Annotated in this window: 21 protein-coding genes and 1 pseudogene; 12 read left to right on the forward strand and 10 right to left on the reverse strand. The window is 44.1% G+C overall.

Annotated features, from left to right (window positions below):
* Window positions 1-6: 6 nt before the first annotated feature.
* The 5 genes from QQL36_RS10935 to QQL36_RS10955 form a co-directional block, all read right to left on the reverse strand.
* Window positions 7-426 carry a two-component system response regulator gene (locus QQL36_RS10935; protein WP_321569735.1) on the reverse strand — a complete coding sequence of 140 codons (420 nt, stop codon included), beginning with the start codon at window positions 424-426 and terminating at the stop codon, window positions 7-9.
* Window positions 410-1507, reverse strand: coding sequence for a sensor histidine kinase (locus tag QQL36_RS10940; RefSeq protein ID WP_083724206.1), 1098 nt, complete (start codon window positions 1505-1507; stop codon window positions 410-412). Before QQL36_RS10940 ends, QQL36_RS10935 begins: the two co-directional genes overlap by 17 nt.
* Window positions 1508-1591: 84 nt before the next feature.
* The gene (locus QQL36_RS10945) at window positions 1592-3715 is read right to left on the reverse strand and encodes a 7TM diverse intracellular signaling domain-containing protein (protein ID WP_321569736.1); all 2124 of its coding nucleotides are present in this window, start codon (window positions 3713-3715) and stop codon (window positions 1592-1594) included.
* A 20-nt stretch (window positions 3716-3735) separates the two neighbouring features.
* Window positions 3736-4446 (reverse strand): hypothetical protein, encoded by a 711-nt coding sequence (locus tag QQL36_RS10950; RefSeq protein WP_083724210.1) that lies wholly within the window; start codon window positions 4444-4446, stop codon window positions 3736-3738.
* Window positions 4447-4562: 116 nt separating this feature from the next.
* The gene (locus QQL36_RS10955; protein ID WP_321569737.1) at window positions 4563-5669 is read right to left on the reverse strand and encodes a ThiF family adenylyltransferase; all 1107 of its coding nucleotides are present in this window, start codon (window positions 5667-5669) and stop codon (window positions 4563-4565) included.
* A gap of 441 nt (window positions 5670-6110) precedes the next feature.
* On the opposite strand from QQL36_RS10955, the gene QQL36_RS10960 reads away from it, so the two are divergent.
* Window positions 6111-6851, forward strand: a complete 741-nt coding sequence (locus tag QQL36_RS10960) for a superoxide dismutase (RefSeq protein ID WP_083724224.1) — start codon at window positions 6111-6113, stop codon at window positions 6849-6851.
* Between the two features lie 106 nt (window positions 6852-6957).
* On the opposite strand, the gene QQL36_RS10965 is transcribed toward QQL36_RS10960, so the two are convergent.
* The 3 genes from QQL36_RS10965 to QQL36_RS10975 form a co-directional block, all read right to left on the reverse strand.
* Window positions 6958-8583 carry a glycosyltransferase family 39 protein gene (locus QQL36_RS10965; RefSeq protein WP_321569738.1) on the reverse strand — a complete coding sequence of 542 codons (1626 nt, stop codon included), beginning with the start codon at window positions 8581-8583 and terminating at the stop codon, window positions 6958-6960.
* Between the two features lie 71 nt (window positions 8584-8654).
* Complete coding sequence (locus QQL36_RS10970) at window positions 8655-9317, reverse strand: phosphatase PAP2 family protein (protein WP_083730145.1); 663 nt, start codon at window positions 9315-9317, stop codon at window positions 8655-8657.
* A 172-nt stretch (window positions 9318-9489) separates the two neighbouring features.
* The gene (locus QQL36_RS10975) at window positions 9490-10926 is read right to left on the reverse strand and encodes an LptF/LptG family permease (protein ID WP_083730157.1); all 1437 of its coding nucleotides are present in this window, start codon (window positions 10924-10926) and stop codon (window positions 9490-9492) included.
* A gap of 224 nt (window positions 10927-11150) precedes the next feature.
* Between QQL36_RS10975 and QQL36_RS10980 the strand changes: the two genes are divergently transcribed.
* Window positions 11151-11753, forward strand: a complete 603-nt coding sequence (locus QQL36_RS10980; protein ID WP_083730146.1) for a hypothetical protein — start codon at window positions 11151-11153, stop codon at window positions 11751-11753.
* A gap of 11 nt (window positions 11754-11764) precedes the next feature.
* Here the strand turns inward: QQL36_RS10980 and QQL36_RS10985 are convergent, their stop codons facing one another.
* Window positions 11765-12145 (reverse strand): START-like domain-containing protein, encoded by a 381-nt coding sequence (locus QQL36_RS10985; RefSeq protein ID WP_083730147.1) that lies wholly within the window; start codon window positions 12143-12145, stop codon window positions 11765-11767.
* Between the two features lie 369 nt (window positions 12146-12514).
* Here QQL36_RS10985 and QQL36_RS10990 point away from each other — a divergent pair, with 369 nt between their 5' ends.
* The 9 genes and pseudogenes from QQL36_RS10990 (at window position 12515) to QQL36_RS11030 (ending at window position 21094) form a co-directional block, all read left to right on the forward strand.
* Window positions 12515-13384 carry an RNA polymerase sigma factor RpoD/SigA gene (locus tag QQL36_RS10990; protein WP_072365353.1) on the forward strand — a complete coding sequence of 290 codons (870 nt, stop codon included), beginning with the start codon at window positions 12515-12517 and terminating at the stop codon, window positions 13382-13384.
* A gap of 394 nt (window positions 13385-13778) precedes the next feature.
* Window positions 13779-15104: a signal recognition particle protein gene (gene ffh / locus QQL36_RS10995; protein ID WP_083730148.1), complete on the forward strand. Its 1326-nt coding sequence runs from the start codon at window positions 13779-13781 to the stop codon at window positions 15102-15104.
* Window positions 15105-15326: 222 nt separating this feature from the next.
* Window positions 15327-15578, forward strand: a pseudogene (gene rpsP, locus QQL36_RS11000) (30S ribosomal protein S16); the annotation flags it as partial.
* Window positions 15579-15841: 263 nt separating this feature from the next.
* Complete coding sequence (gene rimM, locus QQL36_RS11005; RefSeq protein ID WP_083730150.1) at window positions 15842-16363, forward strand: ribosome maturation factor RimM; 522 nt, start codon at window positions 15842-15844, stop codon at window positions 16361-16363.
* Between the two features lie 12 nt (window positions 16364-16375).
* Complete coding sequence (gene trmD / locus QQL36_RS11010) at window positions 16376-17056, forward strand: tRNA (guanosine(37)-N1)-methyltransferase TrmD (RefSeq protein WP_083730151.1); 681 nt, start codon at window positions 16376-16378, stop codon at window positions 17054-17056.
* A 250-nt stretch (window positions 17057-17306) separates the two neighbouring features.
* A complete protein-coding gene (rplS, locus tag QQL36_RS11015; protein ID WP_083730152.1) occupies window positions 17307-17657 on the forward strand; it encodes a 50S ribosomal protein L19 in 351 nt (116 codons plus the stop codon).
* Window positions 17658-17897: 240 nt separating this feature from the next.
* A complete protein-coding gene (locus QQL36_RS11020; protein ID WP_072365366.1) occupies window positions 17898-18134 on the forward strand; it encodes a twin-arginine translocase TatA/TatE family subunit in 237 nt (78 codons plus the stop codon).
* Between the two features lie 192 nt (window positions 18135-18326).
* Complete coding sequence (gene gatA / locus QQL36_RS11025) at window positions 18327-19769, forward strand: Asp-tRNA(Asn)/Glu-tRNA(Gln) amidotransferase subunit GatA (RefSeq protein ID WP_083730153.1); 1443 nt, start codon at window positions 18327-18329, stop codon at window positions 19767-19769.
* Window positions 19770-19783: 14 nt separating this feature from the next.
* Complete coding sequence (locus QQL36_RS11030; protein WP_321569739.1) at window positions 19784-21094, forward strand: lytic transglycosylase domain-containing protein; 1311 nt, start codon at window positions 19784-19786, stop codon at window positions 21092-21094.
* A 134-nt stretch (window positions 21095-21228) separates the two neighbouring features.
* Here QQL36_RS11030 and QQL36_RS11035 read toward each other — a convergent pair whose 3' ends face one another.
* Window positions 21229-22659, reverse strand: coding sequence for a cation:proton antiporter (locus tag QQL36_RS11035; RefSeq protein WP_321569740.1), 1431 nt, complete (start codon window positions 22657-22659; stop codon window positions 21229-21231).
* 352 nt (window positions 22660-23011) lie between these two features.
* Here QQL36_RS11035 and QQL36_RS11040 point away from each other — a divergent pair, with 352 nt between their 5' ends.
* Window positions 23012-25432 (forward strand): phosphocholine-specific phospholipase C, encoded by a 2421-nt coding sequence (locus tag QQL36_RS11040; protein ID WP_321569741.1) that lies wholly within the window; start codon window positions 23012-23014, stop codon window positions 25430-25432.
* Window positions 25433-25531 lie beyond the last annotated feature (99 nt).

Here is a 25531-nt window from a genome sequence, read left to right on the forward strand (position 1 = left end):
TTGTGCTCAGGAAAAGTCTCTGAAAATATCGGCCACCGCAGTTGTCAGCTCCTTCGCCAGCAAAGGCTTTTTTAGCAACTTCACCACCATGGGATTGGCATACGTGCGGCTGATATCACTATAATCAAGCGAAGAGGATACCATGATCACATGGCACTGCGATTTGATCTTAGCAGGATAACTATCAAAAGCCTCCAGGAAATCAAACCCATCCATCTCCGGCATTTGTATATCCAACAATATTATGGTAGGAGGAATACGAGGTAATGTTATATTGGACGATAGAAACTCAAGCGCTTTATTGGCATTATTAAAAGCAAGTATAGTCCGGCTGATCTGCTGTATGGCAATCAACTTTTCATGCAATAGAAGGTCCACTTCATTGTCATCTATCAAAATCACACGTAAATCAGGAATCGAAATCATTTCTGTTCGGAATGCTTATTTCAAATTGTGTACCTTCTCCATACTTGGATTCTACATTGATCGTACCGCCAATCTTGTTCAGGGCTTCTTTCACTATATAAAGGCCAATGCCGCTGCCCGGCTTGTTGTTATTCTTAGATCTGAAGAACATTTTGAAGATGTTGTTCAGGTGTTCACTTAATATACCAATACCATTGTCCGATATTACCAGCGTTGCCTTGTGGGGCTCTACTTTTACTGCCAGGTTCACTTTTGGATGCACCTCATCCGGTTTCTGATATTTAACAGCATTTGATATAAGGTTGTTTAAAATTACACTAATTCGGAAAGTATCTCCCTTAAATTCAACCGGCTGGTCTACATTGACCTGGAACTCTATCGCTGTATTCTGATGTTTGAATTGTGTGATACATTCATTCAGCAGATGGTCAAAAGTAATTTTCTCATACTCCACATCCAATCTTGAATTGCGATAGTATTCAATAATCTTTTGAATAAAGCCATCCAGTTTCTGAATACATACTTCGATCATATTCAGATAGCCGTTAGGGTCAGTAACAGAGTTATCCAGTCTGCTCAGGTTAATGATACCCAGTACAGACATGAGCGGAGAGCGAAGGTCATGCGAAGTAGAGTAGATAAAGCGGTTCAGCTCATCATTGATCTTTTCCAGTTCGATGATCTTTTCTTTCAGTTGTTTGCGGGTTGCATATATTTCGTAGGCATTCTGAATGGTTCTGTGCAGCTCGTGCTCATCCCATGGTTTCTTGATATAGGAGAAGATATGCCCCTTGTTGATGGCATCGATAATGTCTTCTACATCGGTATAGCCGGTGAGCAGGATACGCATGGGATCAGGCAAGGTATCTTTAATCTCATTAAAGAATTCAACACCGGTAGATACGGGCATCTTCTGGTCAGCGATGATAATGTGTACATCGATGCTCTTTAGTAACTGCTTGCCTTCCTGGGCGGAGTTTGCTGTGTAAATTTCATAACTGCGGCGGAAGCTGGCTTTAAAAGCATTTAGGTTGTGTACTTCGTCGTCAATGTAGAGAATCCTGATACGGTTTTCTTTCATCCACTAATGTTTTATACAAAAAACGATAATGATTTAATTGCAGGGCTCTATTCCTGTCTGGGGGGGTACCATCGGAGCAAGACACTAGGTCATAGTGTTTATCTTCAATGGTAAATATATAATAAATTCTGCACCTTCCCCGGGTGCAGTATTAACGAATATCCGTCCCTGATGTTTTTCTATGATACTGAATACGATAGAAAGGCCCAGGCCTGTACCTTCGCCTACGTCTTTGGTAGTAAAGAATGGGTCGAAGATCTTTTCTTTTACTTTTTCTGTCATACCCGGACCAGTGTCTTTGATACTGATCACGGCCATTTCATCTTCCTGCCAGGTAGTGATGATCACACTTTCTTCCCTGCCGTTTGAATGGGTATTAATCGCATTGAAGGCATTGGTCAGTATGTTCATGAATACCTGGTTCATTTTACCGGCATAGCATTCAATCTTAGGTAGTGTACCGTAGTGCTTCGTGACCGTTACATTTGGCGGAATGCTGTTCTTCAGGAGTACCAGCGTGCTATCCAGCCCTTCGTGCAGGTCTACCGATTTCACATCACTTTCGTCAAGGCGGCTGAAGGTACGTAATCCTTTGACAATCTCAGCCGTACGTGTGGCACCATCTTCAATACCTTTTATCAGTGAGGCTATTTCTTCGTGAATATAGTCAATGTCTATCTCTTGTTTGTAAGCCGCGATCTCCCGCAGTTCCATTTTTACATCGGTGGCGGTGGCGAGATCATCGTACTTATTAAGCAGCGTTTTAATATCTGCTATATCCATTTTGAGCGGCTTGATATTGGAAGTGACAAAGTTGATCGGGTTATTGATTTCGTGTGCAATACCAGCAGTAAGCTGACCCAGAGATGCCATTTTCTCTCTTTCCACTAGTTGTGTCTGTGCGTCTTTCAGGTTTTTGAGGGCTACATTCAGCTCTTCATTGCTGGCCTGTAACTCTTCCGTACGTTTATGCACTTTGTCTTCCAGTATAATATTCTGCTCTCTTACAAGGCGCTCATTCTCCTGTGAGGCTTGCAGGGCTTCGGCTCTGAATACATTGATCTTGTGTGCCAGTGCGAAGGAGAGGAGCAGGGCTTCCATTCCTGAGCCGATCTGCAGTGCATAATAGGTAAAGTCATTATATGGCAGCACGTTCATATTGCGTAGTACGAATATGATCACACTGACGAGGAACACAGACCATGCCAGCAAAAAGAAACGGGCGGAGCTATAGCCCATCCGGCTCATCCTGAGTGGTACGATAAATACGATGACGGCAGCGGCAGAAACTACCAGCTGTACCCACACCTGCGCAATGGTATACCAATCCAGCAGGGCAGGAATGAAACATACCAGGTATGCATAAATGAGGTAGTTGATCAGGTTGTGTCCACGCCTGTAATGTTGCTTCGTTTGCAGGAACTGCTGTACGAACATCAATGCCGTTAGTCCATTGAAGATGGGTACCAGTACGGTGGCATGTATTTCCATCCAGGGCCACGAAGGCCATAGAAAGCGGAAGGCAAACCCCTGCAGGGTAGCTTGTGTGAGGCCTACGAAGATATTGTAGGCTACATAGATCAGGTAACTGTTATCCTTGGTAGAAAGGAAGATAAAGAGGTTATAAAACGACATAGCGAGGATGACCCCGACATACAACCCGAAGATAAGTCCCCGGGAGCTGTTTTTGGTCGTAATCTGCTCTTTGGTACCAATGTAGATAGGCAGTTGTAACTGTTCTCCCGCCTTGATGCGCAGGTAGTACAAATGGGTACTGTGTGCCTGGAATACGAGGGGGAATATATAGTTCTGATGATCGAAAATTCTGTTGTGAAACTGGGTGAATTCCCCTAGTCTGGTTTCTTTGTAACTGCCATCAGGCATTTGTTCAAAGAGGGTAATATCGTCGATGGTGGGATATTCTACTTCCAGCAGCAGTTTGCGGGCGGCGCCGGGGTTTTCGATATGGAACCGTGCCCAATGGGTATAGGGTGTGATTTGCAGGTTAGGTACATTCTCTCCTGGTGAGACAAAGGAAATGTGTTGCACATCTCCGATCCCGAGCTTGTTTGACTTGTCAGTAAATAATTCAAGGTATTTGCCTATGCGGGTGAGGGGCATGCCTTCCTCATATACAAAGGGAGCTGCTGCCTGCGTATGCAGATAGCATAATAGGGCGAATAACCATAAGGTAATGATCCGGAACATGCGATAAATTTAGAAAAAATTCACCTTTCACTCTGCACTTTGGTATATTGATAGTCGGGAATTTCCAGGTGATAACTGACTTCGTAAGAGCCTTTGGGGCCAACTTCTGTTTTGGTTTGAACAAGATGTTCGCGCAGATCATAGATAAGTTCCCGCTCCTTTGGATCTGCATATTCCAGGGTATTGACGTCGTTGATCACCATGGCAGTGGCTACGAAGTCGTCTTTAGGATAGAAAAAGGTGCCTTTATCGCCGAGGGATTCGTCGATCATAAATCCTACTCTCTTTCCGATACGTGTGGTGATGGGTGCACATAATACGTGAAAATTATCTATTGGCAGCTGTGCAGCGAGTACTACGCCTGCCCTGGCCAGTACCTGGCTACCGATGCCCATACCGGCTACTTCCTTGGAGTTCCACATTGCACAGATCTCCGCACTACCGGGTTTCACCATGTCATAGATCTTGTTGTCGTACTTGCCGATCGCAGTTTCTATAGGCAGGGGAATGACACCGTCAGCCAGCTGTACTCTGGCGCCACCGTAGGTTTTGGTGCGGGATTCATCTTCAACAATAATTACAATACTATTTTCATGTTGCATCCAGTCCGCATTACCGGACGTGATTTTAGCAATCCCAAAATAGATCTCCAACAACCGGAGGTGGCCGTTGTAAAACCTCAGGCAGGCTTCAGGATCGTCTGGTGCTCTAAATGCCCTTACTGTAATCATGATTTTGCATGTGGGTACTCTTTAATAATAGCATTGGTACTAGGGATGGAGGGAACATAGCTGCATTGCATTCGTTTGCAAAGAATGCAATGCAGTTATGTTCTAACCAGCTTGATTTAAACAAATATCTGCTCGAAGTCTACATAATACCTGCCAGAGCTTTTGTATTGATTCAGCAATATGCGCCTGCAGGTGTCTGTAACAGCAGCACCTCCCAATACAACGGAGGAGGCCAGCTGTGGCCAGGTGGTGATAGTTTTACCAATTTCGCTCAGGGAGTATTTCATCCTGGCAGACATATCATCCAGGGCAACCATGGGACGGAAGATGGGTAATTTTTCTGCGTCAGTCAGCCCTTTTAAGCGTTCCAGGTCCAGATCGGCAGGGATAAAACCATGCAGCAGGGGCCTGTCAGGCTCAAGGTCAAAACGTTCTACATCCACCATCCCTCTGTCATTGGTGTCCATTATTACCGGGATTTGCAAAGCTTTTGCCTTTACCCGGCTCAGAATTTTTATATCGATTCCATCACATTCTTCTATCAGTACATCCAGATTACCATCAGCAGTAAAAAAGTCATCCAGGTTCTGCTCTGTTGCGCCATCCAGGTAACATTTTACTTTGATGAAAGGATCCAGTTCTGCTATTTCCCTGGCTGCTACTACAGCCTTGGATATTTGTATATTGTGTATGCCCGTACGGATACGGTTCATATTGGTCAGTTCTACTTTATCAAAATCCGATAGTCTCAACTCTCCACACACTCTTTCCATAGCAATCGTAAGCGCGATACTGCCACCTACTGAGAGACCGATAATGCCGATCTTCTTTGTACGCAGTGTTTCAATTTCTTCTTTCGTGATCTTATGCTGGTTGCGGCTTGTGCGCAATGCAATAAAATCTTCTTCATCTACTATGTGCACTACTCTGTCAGCCCATGGATAATACACCCATACTCCGATTTCTTCCAGCGCCTGTGTTCCAACATAAGCGGCTAAATGCTGCTCATACTCTTCAGGTGTCAAACGCTTGGTCGGGTTGCTGATCTTAATGAGTTCCTTCAACTGTGATACGATGTGGTCATGAACGCGGATATGCGGGTTATTACTCAATAAGCTGGTAAGGGATTTATACTCTTCGGCATTTCCCAACCTATAAAAGGATGGTGTGAAATTGTCTGTTTCTGGCTGTTGTTGTTTTATATGTTCTTCTAATTGTCTCATTTTGCCTGGCATAAAAAAATTATGAACAACGAATGGTATAAATTGGAATATGAATTGTATAATTAATAAATTTAATATTGTATCAGCACCCACCCCTAAGTGTAGAGATATGTATCGGCATAAGGTTGAAGCCCTCTGAAGGCCTGGTTAGTTAGCGTACTACATATATTAGTTCGTCATCATGTAGTTTCGGGACAAATAGTTTTTATAATCAAATAAAAAAAATTGTTAAAGTTTCACATGAAAGCTATGGTAAAATAACAATTAATTTCAAAAGAATGTGATTTATAGACGTTATTTTAGGAATAAACCGTGAAATACGTAGTTGCCACAACGCCGTCATTGATTAAATTTTTTTAATAATTGGTGTAGTATTTGTGGCATACAGCAGGTCGTCGTAAATTGAATAATTATCTACATCATGATTTTAATACCTGGTATATGAATAAAAGAGAATTTATTAAGTTAGCCGGTCTTGCCAGCGTAGCTGCTGCTGTGGGCAACCCTGCCGGTATGGTGAGTGCTGCTTCATTGAAGGGAAAAAAAGAAACGAACGGAAATAGCCCAAAAGCTCCTTTTACTGTGCCTGCCTTGCCGTATGCTTTTGATGCACTGGAACCAAACATCGACAAGACGACAATGGAAATCCACCATGATAAGCATCATGGCGCCTATGTGAAAAATCTGAACGACGCTGTAAAAGGTACTAAGTACGAAAGCCTGACGCTGGATGAAATCCTGGCTACAATAAAAGCAGATGATAAAGCCATTCGTAACAATGGTGGTGGTCACTACAATCACTCTCTGTTCTGGACATTGCTGTCACCTACTAAAACTACTCCATCCGACAAGCTGAAAGCCGCTGTAACAGCATCTTTTGGCTCATGGGAGAAATTCCAGGATGCGTTCAATACTGCTGCAAAAACAGTATTTGGTTCTGGTTGGGCATGGCTCATTGTTACACCAGCTAAGAAGCTGCAGGTGATATCGACACCAAATCAGGATAATCCTTTAATGAAAGGGATTGTGAAGGAAACGGGTACGCCGGTTCTGGCACTGGATGTATGGGAGCATGCTTATTATCTGAAGTATCATAACGTGCGTCCTGATTATATCAGTGCTTTCTGGAATGTGATTAACTGGAATGAAGTGGATAAGTTGTATGCTGCGGCAGTGAAATAATTAACCAAATTAAAAGGGCTGGCTTTTCGCCAGCCCTTTTAATTTGTGTGCAAACAAAAACGCTCTTGCCGTAGGCAAGAGCGTTTTTGTTTGCTTATTTATTTATTCATTTTCGCTTAAAGAACACAAACCCATTTTTCTCTCCTATCACTTCCAGATTCGGATCCTTCCTCCACGGCTCACTATCAGTAATTCTACAAATAAAATACGTCGGCTTATCCACCGGTCCTTTCAACAGCCACTCCTGATTATAATAATTCTTATTTGTCGCCGGCAACTTCTTTGTATAAAACAAATGCGCATAACTATGATATTTCAACACCTGCACATAATCATCCTTTCCCTGAAACGACTCAAAAAACTCTATCGCCGCTCTCTGTGAAAACGCCTCTATCTTGGGTGTAAAATGCACCACCGTAATCTGAATCGCCCCTATCGTACTTACAAATAACATCAACATGCCCACCTTCACTTTCTTATTAAACAACAACACGGCACTCACAATCACCAGCAACAAATACACTGCCCCATACGCACTCTCCCACAATGAAAACGATACATCTGCCTGCAAATTAGCCTTCGCAAATTTATCTCCAATTGCAGATATCAGCTGTTGCTTATACACACCTACTATCGGCAATAAAGTGATTGCCGTGCCTATCAGCATTCCAATCAACAACATCAGCACAATATTCCATGCGCGCAATACCACTTTCCCTTCTGCAATTCTATATATCTGCCACGCTGCCAAAAAGCTCAATGGAAAATAACACAAAGAAGAATAATGCACAATCTTCGTCTCCACAATAGAGAACAGGATCAACACCACCCAAAACAACACCCACATCCATGTTCTGAAATCTCTCACCTCTGCACCCTGTGCGCCACCATAAATAGACCGATCATTCTTTCCCCTGAAATAACTGAATAGGAATATACTCGCAGGGAAACAACCCACCAGCAATACAATCCAGTGATAAAAGAAATTCCCCCCATGTCCTGCATCAGGCGTAGTGAGCAAACGGATCTGATAAGTCACAAACTCATTGATAAACCACCAGCCATGAGTCAGCAGTTCATACCCAAACCACAGCGCTGTAGTAATAAAGGTAAACAAAGTGATCAGTGCCAGCTGTGGCAGCTTAATCCCTGTTTTCCCTTTCTTCACAATCCAGTATACGATGAAAGTGAGCAGACTCACCAGTATAGCCACCGGCCCTTTCGTCAGTACCGCCAATCCCAGTGCAACACCACCCAGGATAGCAATCCTGTTTGGCTTTGCCGAATAAGGCACGCGAAACACACAGTAAATTGCTAAGAATATGAAATAATTGAAAGTCGGATCAATAATCCCTGACTTGAAATAAAAATGTGGTAACCAGGAGCCGGCATATGCCAGTGCCCACCATAAGCCCATCTTTTCATCAACCAGCTTTTTCCCAATACCAAACAGCGTAACGATGGTAGCAATACCAATGATGGCATTAGGAAAACGTGCGGCAAATTCATTGACACCAAACAGGGCCATACTAATGGCCTGCATCCAGATAAATAATGGCGGCTTTTCCCAGAAAGGAGCAAAGTCGATCTGAACCTGAGAGTAGTTGTGTGTTACCAGCATCTCCCTTGCTGCCTCCGCAAAGTTGATCTCGTCCCAGTCAAACAAGTGCACATGCCCCAGAAAAGGGACGAACAGGATAGCAGCCGCAATGGCGATAAGCAGGTATTTCATTCCGTAATTTAGATTGATCTGTTAAGACTCCTTTATTCTTCCTGATTAACAAATCAACAAAAATAACTAAATCAACTAAGACGAATAGCCGCTTCGGGAATAATTTCGGCAGGTGTATTCCCTTTTCTTTTATCGAATACCATGTAAAGCAGGATACTGCTGCATGTACCGATAATACTTCCTACATACACATCGATAAAGAAGTGCTGCGCCAGATAAATTCTGGACCAGGCAGCACAAAATGCCAGCATGATGAACACCAGTCCCATCACCTTATTACGGCTGATCAGGGAAAGAAAGCAAAACATGGCGAAGGCAGTCGTGGTATGACCGGAAGGGAAGCTGCATCCTCCGTGAACGGTTACCCATTTTACGGTATGAATGATGGCTGGATCTTCGAAGTATTTAATAGGTCTGGGAGCGTTGAAGTAATGTTTGGCAGTTTGTACCAGGATGGTCACCAGCAGCAGGATACAACCTGCATTGAGGAACATCCGGAACTTACGCATGGCCAGGATCACCACCAGCATTATGCCAAAGGTGATACCGTCGCCCACGTAGGTGAGACATGACATGACAACGTCGGCCCAGGGAGCGTGAAAGCTGTTGATAGCCAGAAATAATTCTTCATGTGTGAAGAAGAATATTTGTAGGATGGCTCCTGTTACTACCCATAACAGGAATGGTGCAAAGAACCATACGTTCTTGCTGAACAGTGTAACAATCGTTTTCAATTGTCGTGAATTTTAACGTTGTAGGTATGCTGAGTAGTTTCCCTTTTTTAGTCCCGCAATTGGTCTTGACGTAGTACCCGTATGACATTTATGGGCACATCAATTTTTATATGCTCATTTTGTCAGCTGGCATTGGATACCTGTAGTTCGCAGGCTAAAATAGTGTAACTACTCAGGTTGTAGGTTTGAGTGTATTTCTTATAAAGAACTTTTTTATCCTGTTGAAGATCCTCACATAGAATTCTTTATTGAACAGGTTGGAGTCGTTCATGGCTTTCACGATCAGGAACACGGCGATGGGGATCAACACGATGTTTGACAACCACATGCCACTCCAGGTAGCCATTACGTCTTTACGGGCCATTTTCTCGCCCGTCATAAAGAATATATTGAAGATCACAAAGAATGCAACGGCAAAGATGAGCGGGGTACCCAGGCCACCCTTACGGATGATAGAGCCCAGGGGTGCTCCGATCAGGAACATCACGATACAGGAGAAGGCCAGTGTAAATTTACGCTGCCATTCTACCTTATGCAGGATCAGGGTATTGTGTTTATCCTGGAATTCCTTGGCAGGGCCTTCCAGGTTACTCTGACCATCACGAACACTTTGTTCTGTTCTCTCGAATACAAAACGACGGGCATCTTCAGGCACCAGGTCCCTGAAGTTCTTTGTTTTGATAGGAGGGGCGGTCGCCAGCCAACCGGTATCTTTCCATTGTCCGAACGGATAGCGGCTGGTAATATATACATTCACTGTACGGGTAAAGACTTTTTCCTGTTCCTTCAGTGAATCGATGGCTTTATCCAGTTGTCTTACATTCAGCATTTGCTGGTTAGAGGCGAAGAGGCCCATATCCAGGCGGCTGAAAGCAAAAGAGCTCAGGTCAAATGCTTTTTTATACTGGCTGAAGCCCAGTCTGATCAGGTCACCTGGCTGGTTGAAGTTGCGGTTGCCGCGTTCTTCATAGCGCCAGCCGTTTTCCAGGATAAAGTATAAGAAGCGTTTGTCGTTAGACAGTACCATTTCGCCTTTTTTGGCAAGGATCAGTTTGTCGCCGCCACCTGGGCTATGATCGATGATCATGACCTGGTGGATAGTTTTGTTATCCTTTTCCTTGTTGGCTACTTTGATGGTATAGTCCGGAATATCTGTATAGAACACGCCAGCCTTGATATTGAAGGCGGGTTTGGAGTTCGTAATATCGTAGAGGAGTGATTTGGCGCGGAGGTTTGCCACCGGCATCACATAGTTGTTAAAGAGGAAAGCCAGCACAGCGATGATGGAGCAGCAGTACAGTACGGGGCGCATGAAGCGCAGCAGGGAGATACCAGACGATTTGATGGCAACGAGTTCAAAGCTTTCGCCCAGGTTACCGAAGGTCATTATAGAAGACAGGAGTACCGCCAGCGGGAGTGCCAGAGATACCAGGTTAGCGCTGGTATAAGTGATCAGTTCGATGATCACGGGTGTATCCAGTCCCTTTCCCACCAGGTCATCAATGTATTTCCAGAGGAATTGCATGATGAGCACGAACAAGGTGACAAAGAAGGTAGCCACGAAGGGCCCCAGAAATGTCTTTATAATTAGCTTATCCAGTTTTTTCACTCCTGCTCTAACGTTAAGGTGCTGTTTATTAGTACTATTCTTTGGTTTTATGCCTGTGCAGTGAAAAAGGCATAAAACCTTTTCCCTGCTAAAATGGCCGCTGTCTGTGTTGTTGCAATTGCATATCACTGTAAAGCGGGCATTTACAATGGGCAAATTTAACATGATTTCCGATAGTCCCGAATATCGGCGTTTAAAATAAGGTTAAATTTATCTTTGCAGCTATGAACAAAGTAATCCTTACTGTTGAGGAACAGGCACTTGTATCAAATCCTGACTGGATTTATCTAAAAAATAACATTCTGCAAAAGGTGATGAGCCTGCTGGGCGACCTGCATGTTGCCTTACAGGCAGCACTTCCCCTGCAGGAAATGTCGTTTCCTGGAGATGGGGGAGGTAAACTGAGCAAGGGAGAACGTTACAAAGATTTGCCTTATATCATGCTGGATTATCCACGCTACTTCAACCGTGAGGATATTTTTGCATTCCGGACCATGTTCTGGTGGGGACATTACTTTATCGCCACGCTGCATCTCGGCGGGGAGTTGAAACTGCGGTATTCACAGACAATCATCGATAGCTGGCAGGCACTATCTGCTGCCCGGTTTCAGATCTATGTAAGAGAGGACGATCCCTGGCATCATGATTTTGAGTATGGGAATTTCATTTCTATATCAGATTTGCCGGTATCGGAATTTGAAATGCTTATACACCGGCTTCCATTTATTAAGATCGCAAAGCCCTGGCCATTAGAGAGCTGGGAAGGACTAATACCTGGTGTAGTGGACGATTATACACTACTACTACAGTTATTGTGCGGCTTTTGAAACGGTTGGTGTTAATTGCCAATACGGTGGAACAGGTCTTTTACCTGGTAATCCCATAGTTGGCTTTGGTCAGCTATTTCTTTTTTCTCTGCAAAATCCCTTACAATAAGGATTGTCTCGTTAGTTACTTCAGAAATGGTAATGCGAAATTCAAAGAATTCTTCTTTGGGCGCATGTTTCCAATGTAAACGAATAAACTCATCTTCTTCCTGTTCCAGCACCTCCGCTTCTTCAACAGATCCATTCCAGGAGAAGGAAAATACGTTGTCCCTGTAATCTACTTTATCCGCAAACCACTCCTGTAATCCAGCAGGTGTGGATAGGAATTCATATAAGATACTGGGTGAGCACCGTACGGGGTATTCCAACTCATATTGCACTTTCTTAGACATCGCTCAAAGTAATTAGTAAATCAATATCATCTGGCTGCAATTATAGAAAAATATTTATTCTGTCAAAATTATTTTGCATTTTTTTTTAATAATTGCCCAAATCTTTTTACACTTTATAAATAACAATTCTATTATGAAAATTAACGATACATTAGCATTTCGCAGCACTTCTTTCACAGCAATTTACTGTCAGATGAGCATTTCAGCCTTCTAATATGTACGTTGTGAATGGTGAAACGTTTTTGCTTAAAAATGATTCAACAAGTAACAATTTATTTTGGCTACTATCTAAAAAAACTTATTTTTGTCTGGCATTCATCAAAAAGGTAACGTTTTTTTCACCTGTAACTGTTCCGAGTCTTTATGTCAATGCGCCAACTCAAAATCACTAAGTCCATCACTAACCGTGAGTCCCAATCACTGGAGAAATACTTACAGGAAATTGGGAAAGTAGACTTAATCACGCCGGAGGAAGAAGTGAACCTGGCTATCCGCATTAAGCAAGGAGATCAGAGAGCACTGGAAAAGCTTACAAAGGCTAACCTGCGCTTCGTGGTATCTGTTGCCAAGCAATATCAGAACCAGGGTTTATCTCTCAGTGATCTGATTAATGAGGGCAACCTCGGTCTTATTAAGGCTGCACAGCGTTTCGATGAAACACGTGGTTTTAAATTTATCTCTTATGCCGTATGGTGGATTCGTCAATCTATCCTGCAGGCATTGGCAGAACAAAGCCGCATTGTTCGTTTACCGCTTAATAAGGTAGGTCTGAGCAATAAGATCAGCAAAGCATACTCTCAACTCGAACAGGAATTTGAAAGAGAACCTTCACCAGACGAACTGGCTACTATTCTCGAAATCAATACAGAAGAAGTTGAAGCCACTTTAGGTGTTGCCGCACGTCACGTATCTATGGATGCACCTTTCATCGACGGAGAAGACAATTCCCTGCTGGATGTACTGGCTAATCCAAATGCAAGCAGCGCAGATGAGGAACTGGATCACCACGATTCACTGCGTCGCGAAATAGAACGTTCTTTATCTACACTCACAGATCGTCAGAAAGATGTAATTATGCTATACTTTGGTATCGCAGTAGAACATCCGATGTCTCTGGAAGATATAGGGGAGAAGTTCGGTCTCACCCGCGAAAGGGTTCGCCAGATCAAAGATAAGGCGATCACCAAGCTGAGAACTACCAGCCGCAGCAAACTGCTGAGGAACTACCTGGGCAACTAAGTAAGATTTACGTTCATCATATTGAAAAAGGATAATACCAATCGGTATTATCCTTTTTTTATTTCAGGCCGATATAGTTCTGCTTCGCTACTTCCTTAGCGCTCTCAGGGAGATAAGCCGCCTATAACCCGCCCATAAGCCGCTTATAAACCGTAGATAACCCGCATCTATAAAGAGGCGGGTTATCTACGGGATAGGTACGATTTACCTATGGGTTATGGCCAGGATCGCCGCGAAAAAACTTCCTTCTCTTCGTCACCAGTAGCGACCTGGCCAGATAATCCTGCTTTTGCCGAAGGCGGGCGGGGGATTATTAGATATTTCTTTTCGCTACCTTTTTATTATTTTTGCAACCCTTAAGCTATTTCCCGGCTTAATTAAAAACAGGTTTCTGATGTTTGAATCATTATCAGAGCGGCTCGACTCCGCCTTCAAGCAGTTGAAAGGTGAAGGCCGTATCAGTGAAATAAATATTGCCAGTACCGTAAAGGAAATCCGCCGTGCGCTGGTAGATGCTGACGTTAACTATAAAATCGCGAAAGACTTTACCGACAGGGTAAGGGAAAAAGCGCTGGGTGAAAAGGTACTTACTGCCATTTCTCCGGGTCAGCTCATGGTGAAAATCGTGAAAGACGAGTTGGCAGAACTGATGGGGGGATCCGAAGTCGAACTGGATATCAAATCCAATCCTTCAGTTATCCTGATTGCAGGTCTGCAGGGTTCCGGTAAAACCACTTTCTCCGGTAAACTTGCTAACTTTCTCAAAACTAAAAAAGGTAAAAAGCCCCTGCTGGTGGCAGCTGACATCTACCGTCCTGCGGCGATTGATCAGCTGAAAGTACTGGGCGAGCAGATTGGTGTAGAAGTTTACAGCGAACCTGAGAACAAGGACGCTGTGAAAATTGCCCAGAATGCAATCGCACAGGCTAAGCAGAATGGTAATACTGTCGTGATCATCGATACCGCCGGTCGTCTGGCAGTCGATGAAGTCATGATGACGGAGGTAGCCAATGTAAAGGCTGCTGTAAAACCAAACGAAATCCTCTTTGTCGTGGATGCCATGACAGGTCAGGATGCCGTAAATACTGCCAAAGCCTTCAATGAACGCCTGGACTTCAGTGGGGTAGTACTCACAAAGTTGGATGGTGATACCCGTGGTGGTGCTGCATTAACTATCAAATACACAGTTGAGAAGCCCATCAAGTTCGTGAGCATGGGCGAAAAGCTGGATACCCTCGATGTGTTTTACCCTGAGCGTATGGCACAGCGTATTCTGGGTATGGGTGATATCACTACCCTGGTAGAACGTGCGCAGGCACAGTTCAACGAAGAGCAGGCGAAGAAGCTGGAAAAGAAGATCCGTCAGAACCAGTTCGATTTTGATGATTTCCGTGAGCAGCTGAACCAGATTAAGAAAATGGGTAACCTGAAAGACCTGATGGGCATGATCCCAGGTATCGGTAAGGCTATCAAAGATATTGACATCAGTGATGATGCGTTCAAAGGTATAGAAGCTATTATCGGCTCTATGACCCCGTCAGAGCGTAGCAATCCAGACCTGATTGATGGCAGCCGCCGTCGCCGTATTGCGAAAGGCGCCGGTAAAGACATCCAGGATGTGAACCAGTTTATGAAACAATTTGAACAAATGCGCCAGATGATGAAACAAATGAATAAATTTGGTGCGGGAGGTAGAGGTCTGAGAGCAATGGGCAAGTAAAATATTCATGAAAATGGGATTTACCAACTGGGATGAAAACCATTTTCAGGAAAAAAAGCCAGCTTTAGGAGCGAAACCAGATAAACTGGAAACAAAACTTTTTGCAGCAAAAGGGAATTTTTAACAGAAAATATTTTGAACTAATCCTTTTTAAGATTACTTTTGCTGCCCCAATTGAATAATATTTTTTAACAACTCGCAAAAAAATAATTCGAATTATTTATGCCAGTCAAGATCAGATTACAACGTCATGGCGCTAAAAAGAGACCTTTTTATTTTATCGTAGTTGCCGATGCTCGCGCGCCAAGAGACGGTAAGTTCATTCAGAAGATCGGTACTTACAATCCACTGACAGTTCCTGCCTCTATCAACATTGATACTGAAAAGGCACTGCGTTGGTTACAGAAAGGTGCTCAGCCAACTGATACCGTTAGAAGAATCCTGTCTTTCAAAGGTGTGCTTTACCTGAAGCACCTGTTGAGAGGTGTAAAGCTGGGCCTGTTCGACGAGCCTACTGCTTTCCAGAAATTCGAACAATGGCAGGCTGAACACGAGCAGAAAGTTGCTGCACGTCGCGATAGCCACAAGAAAGCCAGAATCGCTACACCAATTGTGAGAAGAGTAGAAGACGCTTCTGCTCCACAGGAAGGTGGCGAAGCTTAATCAGGCTTTCAAATAAAATACTGAAAGGGAAATACTCAAGGGTATTTCCCTTTTTACTTATTAGTCGTCAGATAATGAATAATTACTTTAGCATAGGTAAACTGGTTTCTGTATTTGGATTACAGGGTGAGTTTATTCTGAAGCACAGCCTGGGCAAAAGGGCATCCCTGCAAGGGGTGGAAGCCATCTTCCTGGAAGAGCGTAAGAATAGCTTTATACCTTATTTCGTACAGAAAGCCAGTGTGAAGGACCATGAACATACCTTTGTGAAGCTGGAAGGCATTGACACCAAGGAAGATGCGCGTAAGCTGGTACAAACGCCTGTTTACCTGGGTGAGGCAGATTTTAAGGCACAGGCAGCGTCGTCTGCTCCGCTGGCCATGCTGGGTTATGCTGTGCATGACAAAGAGCTGGGCGAACTGGGGGTGATAGAAGAAGTGATCGAAATGCCGATGCAGGTATTGCTGAAGATCATGTATAAGGAGAAAGAGGTGCTGTTGCCACTGAATGAGCAATCGCTGATAAAGGTGGATAAGAAAGGACAGATTGTGCATGTAGACCTGCCTGAAGGATTGCTGGATATTTATCTGGATTAGAATTATTAACACATGAGGATCGATATTATTACCGTACAGCCAGGGTTGCTGGAAAGCCCCTTTTCGCACTCGATATTAAAGCGGGCGCAGACAAAAGGATTGCTGGAAATACACACCCATAATCTCCGGGATTATTCTACCCAGAAGCAAAAGCAGGTAGATGATTATCAGTTCGGGGGAGGGGCAGGTATGGTGATGATGCTGGAGCCGGTAGTAAGGGCCATTGAGACCCTGCAGGAGAAGATCACCTATGATGAGGTAATCTATCTTACACCGGATGGCGAGACCCTGAACCAGGGAATTGCCAACCAGTTGTCGCTGAAAGGGAACCTGCTTATGCTGTGTGGGCATTATAAAGGGATTGATGAGCGGATCCGACAGCATTTTGTGACGAAGGAGATTTCTATTGGCGACTATGTACTCTCCGGCGGCGAGTTGGCGGCAGCGGTACTGGTAGATGCGATAGGTCGACTGATTCCGGGAGTGTTGAATGATGAGCAATCTGCCTTGCTGGATTCATTCCAGGATAACCTGCTGGCGCCACCGGTATATACCCGTCCTGAGGAGTTCAGGGGCTGGAAGGTACCGGAAGTGCTGATGAGCGGGGATCATAAGAAGATTGATAACTGGCGGCATGAGATGGCCCTGGAAAGGACTAAGGATCGCAGGCCTGATTTGCTGGATAAGCACTAGGACAAGCAGGTTATTGGTTAATCTTCCCTTATTAAAGCCACCAGCAAAGAGTTGCACTCATTTATCCTGCTTTGTATTTTACCTGCATTCGCAAAGCAAATTTTGACAGCAACTTCATCCATTAAAAAGTTAAGCTAAAATTGAACTCATTTTCAATTAGTTAAAAAATTATTCCTTAATAAAAGGCACTGTTATTTGGAAGTTGTGGATTTCTCGATTACCTTTGCAGTCCGATAAATAAATTTGAAAGATGAACGCGATTTCTTTTGTTCACGAGCAACTGACAGGTAATACAAAAAAATACCCTAAGTTTAAAGCCGGTGACAATGTCACTGTAAACTATAAAATTGTTGAAGGTAACAAGGAAAGAATCCAGTCCTTCAAAGGTGATGTAATCAAGATCCAGGGTACTGGTTTTACTGCATCATTCACAGTAAGAAAGATCTCTGATGGAATTGGTGTAGAAAGAGTTTTCCCTCTGTTCTCTCCAAACATCGATGGTATCGTACTGAACAAAGTTGGTAAAGTAAGAAGAGCAAGACTGTTCTACCTGCGTGAACGTGCTGGTAAAGCTGCTCGTATTAAAGAAAAAAGGGTTTAGTATAAATACAGGGAAATTAGTGATAACGGGGACCATTCCGGTTCCCGTTTTTTTTTGTCACTTCCCGGTACCAGCAACCTCTACTCATGTTAATCTGACTACTGCAGGGAAATTTCCCTTGTTGACCCCGTCTGCCTACTCTTAAAATGGAATTAAAGTTTCTCTGATCTTCGAGCAGTACAATTGAATCCCGGATTATATTACCTATCTTTGTTAGCTTAACATTTTAAAACAGAGAAAATGACTGCCGTTATTGTAAAATCACCACTGTTATTGTTCCAGGATCTGGGTATGAGCGAACTGTTGTTGATCGCCCTGGTTGTATTACTGTTATTTGGCGGTAAGAAAATCCCTGAACTGATGCGCGGACTGGGTAAAGGTATCCGTGAGTTCAATGATGCCAAGAACAATGTACGTAAGGAGATCGAAGATGGAATGAAGGAAACACCTTCAACTACAGATCAGAAAGGAGCTTAATTCCTTCCCTGTACTTTACTGACTAAAAAATATCAAACAAAAGGAGAAGTCGTGCGCCTATGATAGTCATAGACTAGCATTTCCACGTCATAAAACCTGAAGTACGCCACAACCTGGACGCAACACTTTTTGTGTCCGGCTTACGAGTTTGACCTGATATTTTATTTTTTCAAGCAATTAACTGGTTTGGCTTTGTCTGAATTCAGCAGTATATCGGCTTTTCATGAAGCATTATACGCCGGCAGAACAACCTGTACGGAAGCGGTGCAATATTACCTTGACCGTATAGCAAAGACAAAACATCTGAATGCATACCTGGAGGTTTGGGAAGAGGAAGCTCTTCAAAAAGCAGCCGAGCTGGATGTCCGTTTACAAAACGGGGAAAAGCTGGGGTCGCTGGGGGGCGTTGTGATCGGGATTAAGGATGTGATCTGCTACAAAGGGCATAAAATAAGTGCGGCATCTAAGATGCTGGAAGGGTTTACATCTATGTATTCTGCCACCGCTGTCGAAAGATTGCTGGAGGCAGATGCCATTTTGATAGGTAATCTCAATTGTGATGAGTTCGCAATGGGGTCTACTAATGAGAATTCGGCACATGGACCAGTACTCAATGCATTGGATATCACTCGTGTACCTGGTGGTTCATCAGGTGGTTCGGCGGTAGCGGTGCAGGCAGATCTGTGTATGGTAAGCCTTGGTAGCGATACCGGTGGTTCTGTACGTCAGCCAGCGGATTTCTGTGGAATAGTTGGCTTAAAACCGACTTATGGCAGGATCTCCCGCTATGGACTGATCGCTTATGCGTCCTCTTTTGATCAGATAGGTATCTTTGGCAGGAATGTTGCAGATGTGGCAGGTGTACTACAACAAATAGCAGGGCCCGATAACTATGATAGCACGGTATCTTCAGAAGAAGTGCCTGATTATCAGACGAGGGAACACAATAAATCGTGGAAAATCGCGTATTTAAAGGACGCGATATTTCACCCTGGATTGGACCCCGAAATGAAAGAGGAGTACCAAAGCTTTTTTGAAGAACTGAATGCCTCAGGGAATTCAGTGTCAGCGGTGGATTTCGCCTATCTTGATTATGTAGTTCCTGCTTATTATGTATTAACTACAGCAGAGGCTTCATCCAATCTTTCCCGTTTCGATGGGGTAAAATATGGACATAGGACACCGCTTCAGAATTTAGATTTAACAGATTTTTATAAGAAAAGCAGATCGGAAGGTTTCGGTATAGAAGTAAAACGACGTATCTTACTGGGCACTTTCGTGCTAAGCGCAGGATATTACGACGCTTACTTTACGAAAGCGCAGCAGGTGAGGAGACTGGTGGTCAACAAATTATCAGAAATCCTGTCAACTTATGATGCGATTTTGATGCCAACTGTGCCGTCGACAGCTTTTAAAATAGGGGAGAAAACAGATGACCCTATTGCCATGTACCTGGCAGATATCTATACGGTACTGGCAAACCTGGCCGGAGTTCCGGCAATTTCCGTACCTTTGCAGCGGCATTCAAACGGGATGCCTTATGGTGTACAGATCATCACAAAGAAATTTAGCGAAGCGAACCTGTTAAATATTGCAGAGACAATTATGCAATCAAAGCAGGTCACTCCTGTTTAAAATATAATATGTGTATGAGGAAAATCTTTTTACTATTGCTGTTACCAACTTTGGGTGCATGGCATTTTGAAGCGAATGGTGGCAACGGCATACCTAAGAAGGTGGTTACTCCCATAGGAGGCCCAGATACTACGGTATTGAACCACAAAGTTCGGTTACCCAAGGACACAATTGTTGTTCCTTCAGTAACCTCTCAGGCCGTGCGTCAAAACGCACAGAGCTTGCCGTCCAGCATCAGCAATCCAAAGGTCTATGAACAGATCAACAACAACATTGTAGCTGGATATATCAATAACTTTGCCAGCAGGTATAGCCAACATCTGCAGGTAATGATTTCCAGAGGTCAGCCATACTTTGTGATGGTAGAAAAGATCTTTAGAGAGCATGGTATTCCTGAAGAAATGAAATACCTGGCGGTTATTGAGTCTAGTTTTAACACCAACGCCCGTTCCCGTGTAGGGGCTGTAGGCGCCTGGCAGTTTATGTCGGGTACTGCACGCATCTTCGGACTGAGCGTAGGTAAGAAAGTAGACGAACGTAAAGACTTCTACAAATCCACTGTAGCAGCGGCTAAGTTCCTCAATGAACTGTACAACCAGTTCGGCGATTGGTTACTGGTAGTAGCGGCATACAACTGCGGTCCAGGCGGCGTACAACGCGCTATGGCAGCAAGTGGACGCAGCGATTTCTGGGGCATGCAGTATTTTCTGCCTGCTGAATCCAGGAACCATGTGTACAAATTCATCGCGACCGGTTACATCCTCGATAGGTTCAATACCTTCTTCGGTGTGGGGAACGATGACAACAGTGATCATCCTGGCATAAGCACAATCAATGTTCCGGCTTCCTCAGTAGCCTACACTTCAACTGAACTGACAGAAGAAGAAATGTACAATACTGTAGAGTTCAACATTGCCGGCAAATACCGCCTTGATGCAATCGCTAAGAAACTGAATGTAGAACAGGCACAGCTGGAACACCTGAACCCTGATTTCGCAAGAATGATGTCAGGACCAGATAATAGCTATGACCTGCGCATTCCAAAAGACAAAATGAAACAGTTCCAGGCAGAAAAAGAAGAGATCCTGAAAGAATCTCTGGCCCTGATGCTGGATGAAAAAGCGACAGGAGTAGATAAGTCTAAGTTTCCACCGCCGGCTAAGTTAGTGCTGACACCGGAAGCAAAGGCAGCAGCGAAAGCGAAAGCAAAAGCACCGGTTGCTAAGAAGAAGGCAGCAGCTGCTAAGAAGAAAGCGCCGGCAAAGAAAGCGACAAGTGGTAAGAAACCGGCAGCCGCAAAGAAGAAGACAACGCATAAGAAGTAAGATATTACAGCAATCAAAAGATATTGCAACAATAAAAAAGCCGCTCGTAACGAGCGGCTTTTTTTATTCTTTAGTTCCGAATTGGTTCAGGATTGCGAAGCAATCCTGAACCAATTCGGCTTGTATTTAAGCCTTTATGCATTGCTTACCTGCAACTTATTCGCTGAGATCTTCTTGACCAGATCCAGCAGTGGCCCTGTCATAAATGTTGTCGTCAGCGCCATCAATACGAGCATCGCAAATACCTCGGGAGATAAGATACCGAGATCATACCCAATATTCAACACCACCAGTTCCATCAACCCTCTTGTATTCATGAGCGCACCAATCGCCAGTGACTCAGCCCATGGTTGCCCCATCAGTTTTGCAGTCAATGCACTGCCACCCAGTTTACCACCTACAGCTACCAGCATAATCAGTCCAAACGCAGCCCACAGGTGACCCTGTCCCAGTAAACCGATCTGCGTACGTAAACCTGTAAATGCAAAGAAGATAGGTAATAACAAGAGTACACTTACATCTTCCAGTTTATCTGTCAGCAGCTTTTGCACAGATGCTTCTGCAGGAATGATCACACCTGCCAGGAATGCACCAAACAAAGCATGAATGCCAATCGTCTCTGCTATAAATGCAGACAGCAACATGAGGCAGAATGCTACCGCTACGGTTGCTTTTTCTTTGCCAGCTGCCAGCAGCTGTGGTATTTTCTTCGCGAGGAATGGCTTGATCACATACAGCATTACACTCAGGAACGCCATTGCCATTACCAATGTAATGAGGGCACTCCATATGGAACCTGCTTTTACAACTGTAATCACTACAGCAAGAATACACCATGCTGTCACATCATCCGCTGCTGCACAGGTAATAGCCAGTATACCCAGTGGGGTACCTGTCAGTTTCCTTTCCTGTACGATACGGGCCAGTACCGGAAATGCCGTGATACTCATGGCGATTCCCATGAACAGGGCGAAAGACAGGAAGCTCACATTCGGTACTGAGAATTGTGTATACAGATTATACGCCAGTAATACACCAAGAAAGAAAGGCAGTACAATGCTCGCATGACTGATCATGACCGCATCATGTGCTTTATTTTTTACTTTAGATACATCCAGCTCCATCCCTACTACAAACATGAAGAAGGCCAGTCCGATCTGACTCAGAAACTGGAGGTTCTTAAAACTGTCAGGAGGGAAGAGGAAATCTTTTCCTTCAGGCCACAACATTCCAAAGAGAGAAGGCCCAAGGCATACGCCTGCAATAATTTCACCTACTACCGATGGTTGACCAATGCGATTTGCCAGCCAACCAAATATTCTTGCTACCAGTACGATGACGAGTACCTGAAATAATAATAGGGAAAGAGGCTGTTGCATATTGTGTAATAAGGTAGCACCGATACCTGTACCAGCAGCTGCGCCATGAGCAGCAGCGGGAGCATTAGGTAACAGTCTAGCCGCACCGGTCTTCAGGGGCAATAGGTTGCCCTGCCGGATCACGAGCCAGGTAAGGCCGCCAAATACGCCGATGATGGCTGGGTATAACAACAGTTTCTTTCGCATAGTCACAATTTTTATTGATCAAACAACAAGTCTATCAACCGAAAGATAATGATAATCTTTAATTGCTACCGCACTGTACTTTCAGCGAACAGTGCTCCAAACCCATTGCTGTAAATGAAAGCAAGGATTTTGTCAGCCCGGAGGTGAAGGATTTTTATCAAATACCATGGTTAGTGATGAAGGCAAAGTATTATCCAATAAGGCGTGTAGGATTATTGCTTCAAATGACATCAAATGAGAGGCTGCCTATAACAGCAAGGGTATAATCGATGAGGCGTGCTATATTAAAAAAGTATGAATCTTTTCATTTTCACTTAGTAGTTTGTAACTTCTATAATAACTTGTCTAGCATATGGATACCAGGAGAGACTTTCTAAAAAAAGCCGCATTATTATCCGGTGGCGCCGGACTGGCGGGCGTATTGCCCCCTGCCATTCAAAGAGCATTGGCCATTGACCCTGCTCCCGGCACTACATATCTGGATGCTGAGCACATCGTGATCCTTATGCAGGAGAACAGATCATTTGATCATTGCTATGGTACGTTGCGTGGTGTACGTGGCTTCAATGATCCACGTGCTATACAGTTGCCGAATAAAAATCTGGTATGGCTGCAATCGAACAAGGAAGGAGAAACCTATGCACCTTTCCGCCTGGATCTGAAAGATTCAAAAGCAACGTGGATGAGCAGCCTGCCACATAGCTGGGAAAACCAGGTAGATGCACGTAATGGTGGTAAGTATGATAAATGGCTGGATGTAAAACGCTCCGGCAATAAAGCATATGCACACCTGCCGATGACCATGGGGTATTATACAAGAGAAGATATTCCATTCTATTATTCACTGGCAGATGCTTTCACAATTTGCGACCAGAACTTCTGTTCCTCACTCACAGGTACGACGCCGAATCGTTTGTATTTCTGGAGTGGTACGATACGTAACCAGGAAGGGATTCCGGCAGTGCGTAACAATGAATGTGATTATCCTGAACCAGGTAGCTGGACCACGTATCCTGAAAGACTGGAAGATGCCGGTATTTCATGGAAAGTGTACCAGAATGAACTGAGTGTGGGTGTAGGTTTGGATGGGGAAGAAGATGCATGGCTGGCGAATTTTACAGACAATCCATTGGAGTTCTTTACTCAGTACAAACCGCAATTATCCGAAGCTCATTTGCAATATGTGCAGAGAGAAATTGCACGTTTGGAAAAAGAATTAGAAGATAAAGCACTGCCACATGATGAGAGAGCTGATCGCGAAGAGAAACTGGCAGAATGGAAAAAACACCATGAACAGTACAATGCAGAGAAGTATGCTGCATTGTCTCAACGTGAAAAGAACCTGCATGACAAAGCTTTTGTAACGAATAAGAAAGACCCTGATTACCATAAACTCACCCCACTGCATTATCATGATGGCAATGTAGAAAGAGTGGTGAATGTACCCAAAGGAGATGTGTTATATCAGTTCCGCGAAGATGTGAAAACAGGGCAGTTACCGACTGTATCGTGGCTGGTAGCACCTGAAGCATTCTCTGATCATCCTGGTTCACCATGGTATGGTGCGTGGTATATTTCGGAAGTAATGGATATACTCACACAGAATCCGGATGTGTGGAAGAAGACGGTGTTCATTTTAGCATATGATGAAAATGATGGTGACTTTGATCATGTGCCACCATTTGTACCTCCGCATGGAGAGGGTCATGGTAAAGCGTCTAAAGGGATTGATCTGGCAGCGGAATTCGTAACGCGTGAGCAGGAGATGAAGAAGAAAGGTTGGGAAGAGGAAGATATACGCGAGAGTGTAATTGGATTAGGTTATCGTGTACCATTAGTCATCGCATCGCCATGGAGCAGAGGAGGAGTGGTGAATTCACAGGTGTTTGATCATACTTCTACCTTACAGTTCCTGGAAAAATTCCTGGAGCATAAAACGGGTAAGAAAGTGATAGAAACGAATATCAGTACATGGAGACGTACGGTGTGTGGGGATCTGAGTTCAGTGTTCCAACCATTTACAGGAGATAAGCCGACGGAGCTGAAGCCGATTGTGCGGGATGAATATATTCAGACGATTCACATGGCGAAGTTCAAAGGGATTCCAGCAGGGTTTAAGTTATTGACAAAAGATGAAATTGCAGCTATCAATGCAGATCCTGCGAATGCACCATATATGGCGAAGCAGGAAAAGGGAACGAAGCTGTCATCTGCATTGCCGTATGATTTGCATGTAGAAGGGATGTTGAGTAAAGATAAGGAGCATTTTAAAATCAGCTTTGGCAGTGGCAAAGGGGTAGGTGCGCCATTCAATGTATATGCGCATGACATTGCAAAGAATTGGGCTTATACGGTTGCAGCAGGAGATACTTTGAAGGATGAGTGGCCGTTGACGCAGTTTGAAAATGGAGCGTATTATTTGAGTGTGTATGGGCCGAATGGTTTCTTAAGGGAGTTCAGAGGGAACAGTAAAGATCCGCAGGTGGAATGCGTGTGTAAGTACGAGGTGAATGCGAAGATTGCATTTCATTTGAATAATCTGGATAGTAAGAACCACAAGGTCTTTGTGAAGGATAATGCTTATAAGAGAGGAGAACAGCAGGAGTTTGTGTTGGGGGCAAAGGCAAAAAAACAGGTGGTGTTTGCTTTATCAGATCATGGTGGTTGGTATGATTTCAGTGTGATTGTGGATGGTTGTGCAAGGAGGTATGCGGGCAGAGTGGAAACAGGAGGGATGAGTATTACTGATCCGGTAATGGGGCGCACGATATAAAGTAAAATACTGGTCCAACACTTCATGGTGGCTCTGCCACCATGAAGTGTTGGACCCAAATAGCAGAAAGCCCGTCCTCCGAAGGAGGACGGGCTTTCT

The organism is Chitinophaga sp. LS1 (genome assembly GCF_034274695.1).
In the GTDB taxonomy this organism is placed as follows: Bacteria; Bacteroidota; Bacteroidia; order Chitinophagales; family Chitinophagaceae; genus Chitinophaga.

What these genes read in the sequence shown, in the direction of transcription:
- QQL36_RS10935 (WP_321569735.1), bottom strand. Translation starts at nt 426, where the DNA reads ATGATTTCGATTCCTGATTTACGTGTGATTTTGATAGATGACAATGAA.
- QQL36_RS10940 (WP_083724206.1), bottom strand. Translation starts at nt 1,507, where the DNA reads ATGAAAGAAAACCGTATCAGGATTCTCTACATTGACGACGAAGTACAC.
- QQL36_RS10945 (WP_321569736.1), bottom strand. Translation starts at nt 3,715, where the DNA reads ATGTTCCGGATCATTACCTTATGGTTATTCGCCCTATTATGCTATCTG.
- QQL36_RS10950 (WP_083724210.1), bottom strand. Translation starts at nt 4,446, where the DNA reads ATGATTACAGTAAGGGCATTTAGAGCACCAGACGATCCTGAAGCCTGC.
- QQL36_RS10955 (WP_321569737.1), bottom strand. Translation starts at nt 5,669, where the DNA reads ATGAGACAATTAGAAGAACATATAAAACAACAACAGCCAGAAACAGAC.
- QQL36_RS10960 (WP_083724224.1), top strand. Translation starts at nt 6,111, where the DNA reads ATGAATAAAAGAGAATTTATTAAGTTAGCCGGTCTTGCCAGCGTAGCT.
- QQL36_RS10965 (WP_321569738.1), bottom strand. Translation starts at nt 8,583, where the DNA reads ATGAAATACCTGCTTATCGCCATTGCGGCTGCTATCCTGTTCGTCCCT.
- QQL36_RS10980 (WP_083730146.1), top strand. Translation starts at nt 11,151, where the DNA reads ATGAACAAAGTAATCCTTACTGTTGAGGAACAGGCACTTGTATCAAAT.
- QQL36_RS10985 (WP_083730147.1), bottom strand. Translation starts at nt 12,145, where the DNA reads ATGTCTAAGAAAGTGCAATATGAGTTGGAATACCCCGTACGGTGCTCA.
- QQL36_RS10990 (WP_072365353.1), top strand. Translation starts at nt 12,515, where the DNA reads ATGCGCCAACTCAAAATCACTAAGTCCATCACTAACCGTGAGTCCCAA.
- ffh (WP_083730148.1), top strand. Translation starts at nt 13,779, where the DNA reads ATGTTTGAATCATTATCAGAGCGGCTCGACTCCGCCTTCAAGCAGTTG.
- rimM (WP_083730150.1), top strand. Translation starts at nt 15,842, where the DNA reads ATGAATAATTACTTTAGCATAGGTAAACTGGTTTCTGTATTTGGATTA.
- trmD (WP_083730151.1), top strand. Translation starts at nt 16,376, where the DNA reads ATGAGGATCGATATTATTACCGTACAGCCAGGGTTGCTGGAAAGCCCC.
- rplS (WP_083730152.1), top strand. Translation starts at nt 17,307, where the DNA reads ATGAACGCGATTTCTTTTGTTCACGAGCAACTGACAGGTAATACAAAA.
- QQL36_RS11020 (WP_072365366.1), top strand. Translation starts at nt 17,898, where the DNA reads ATGACTGCCGTTATTGTAAAATCACCACTGTTATTGTTCCAGGATCTG.
- QQL36_RS11030 (WP_321569739.1), top strand. Translation starts at nt 19,784, where the DNA reads ATGAGGAAAATCTTTTTACTATTGCTGTTACCAACTTTGGGTGCATGG.
- QQL36_RS11035 (WP_321569740.1), bottom strand. Translation starts at nt 22,659, where the DNA reads ATGCGAAAGAAACTGTTGTTATACCCAGCCATCATCGGCGTATTTGGC.
- QQL36_RS11040 (WP_321569741.1), top strand. Translation starts at nt 23,012, where the DNA reads ATGGATACCAGGAGAGACTTTCTAAAAAAAGCCGCATTATTATCCGGT.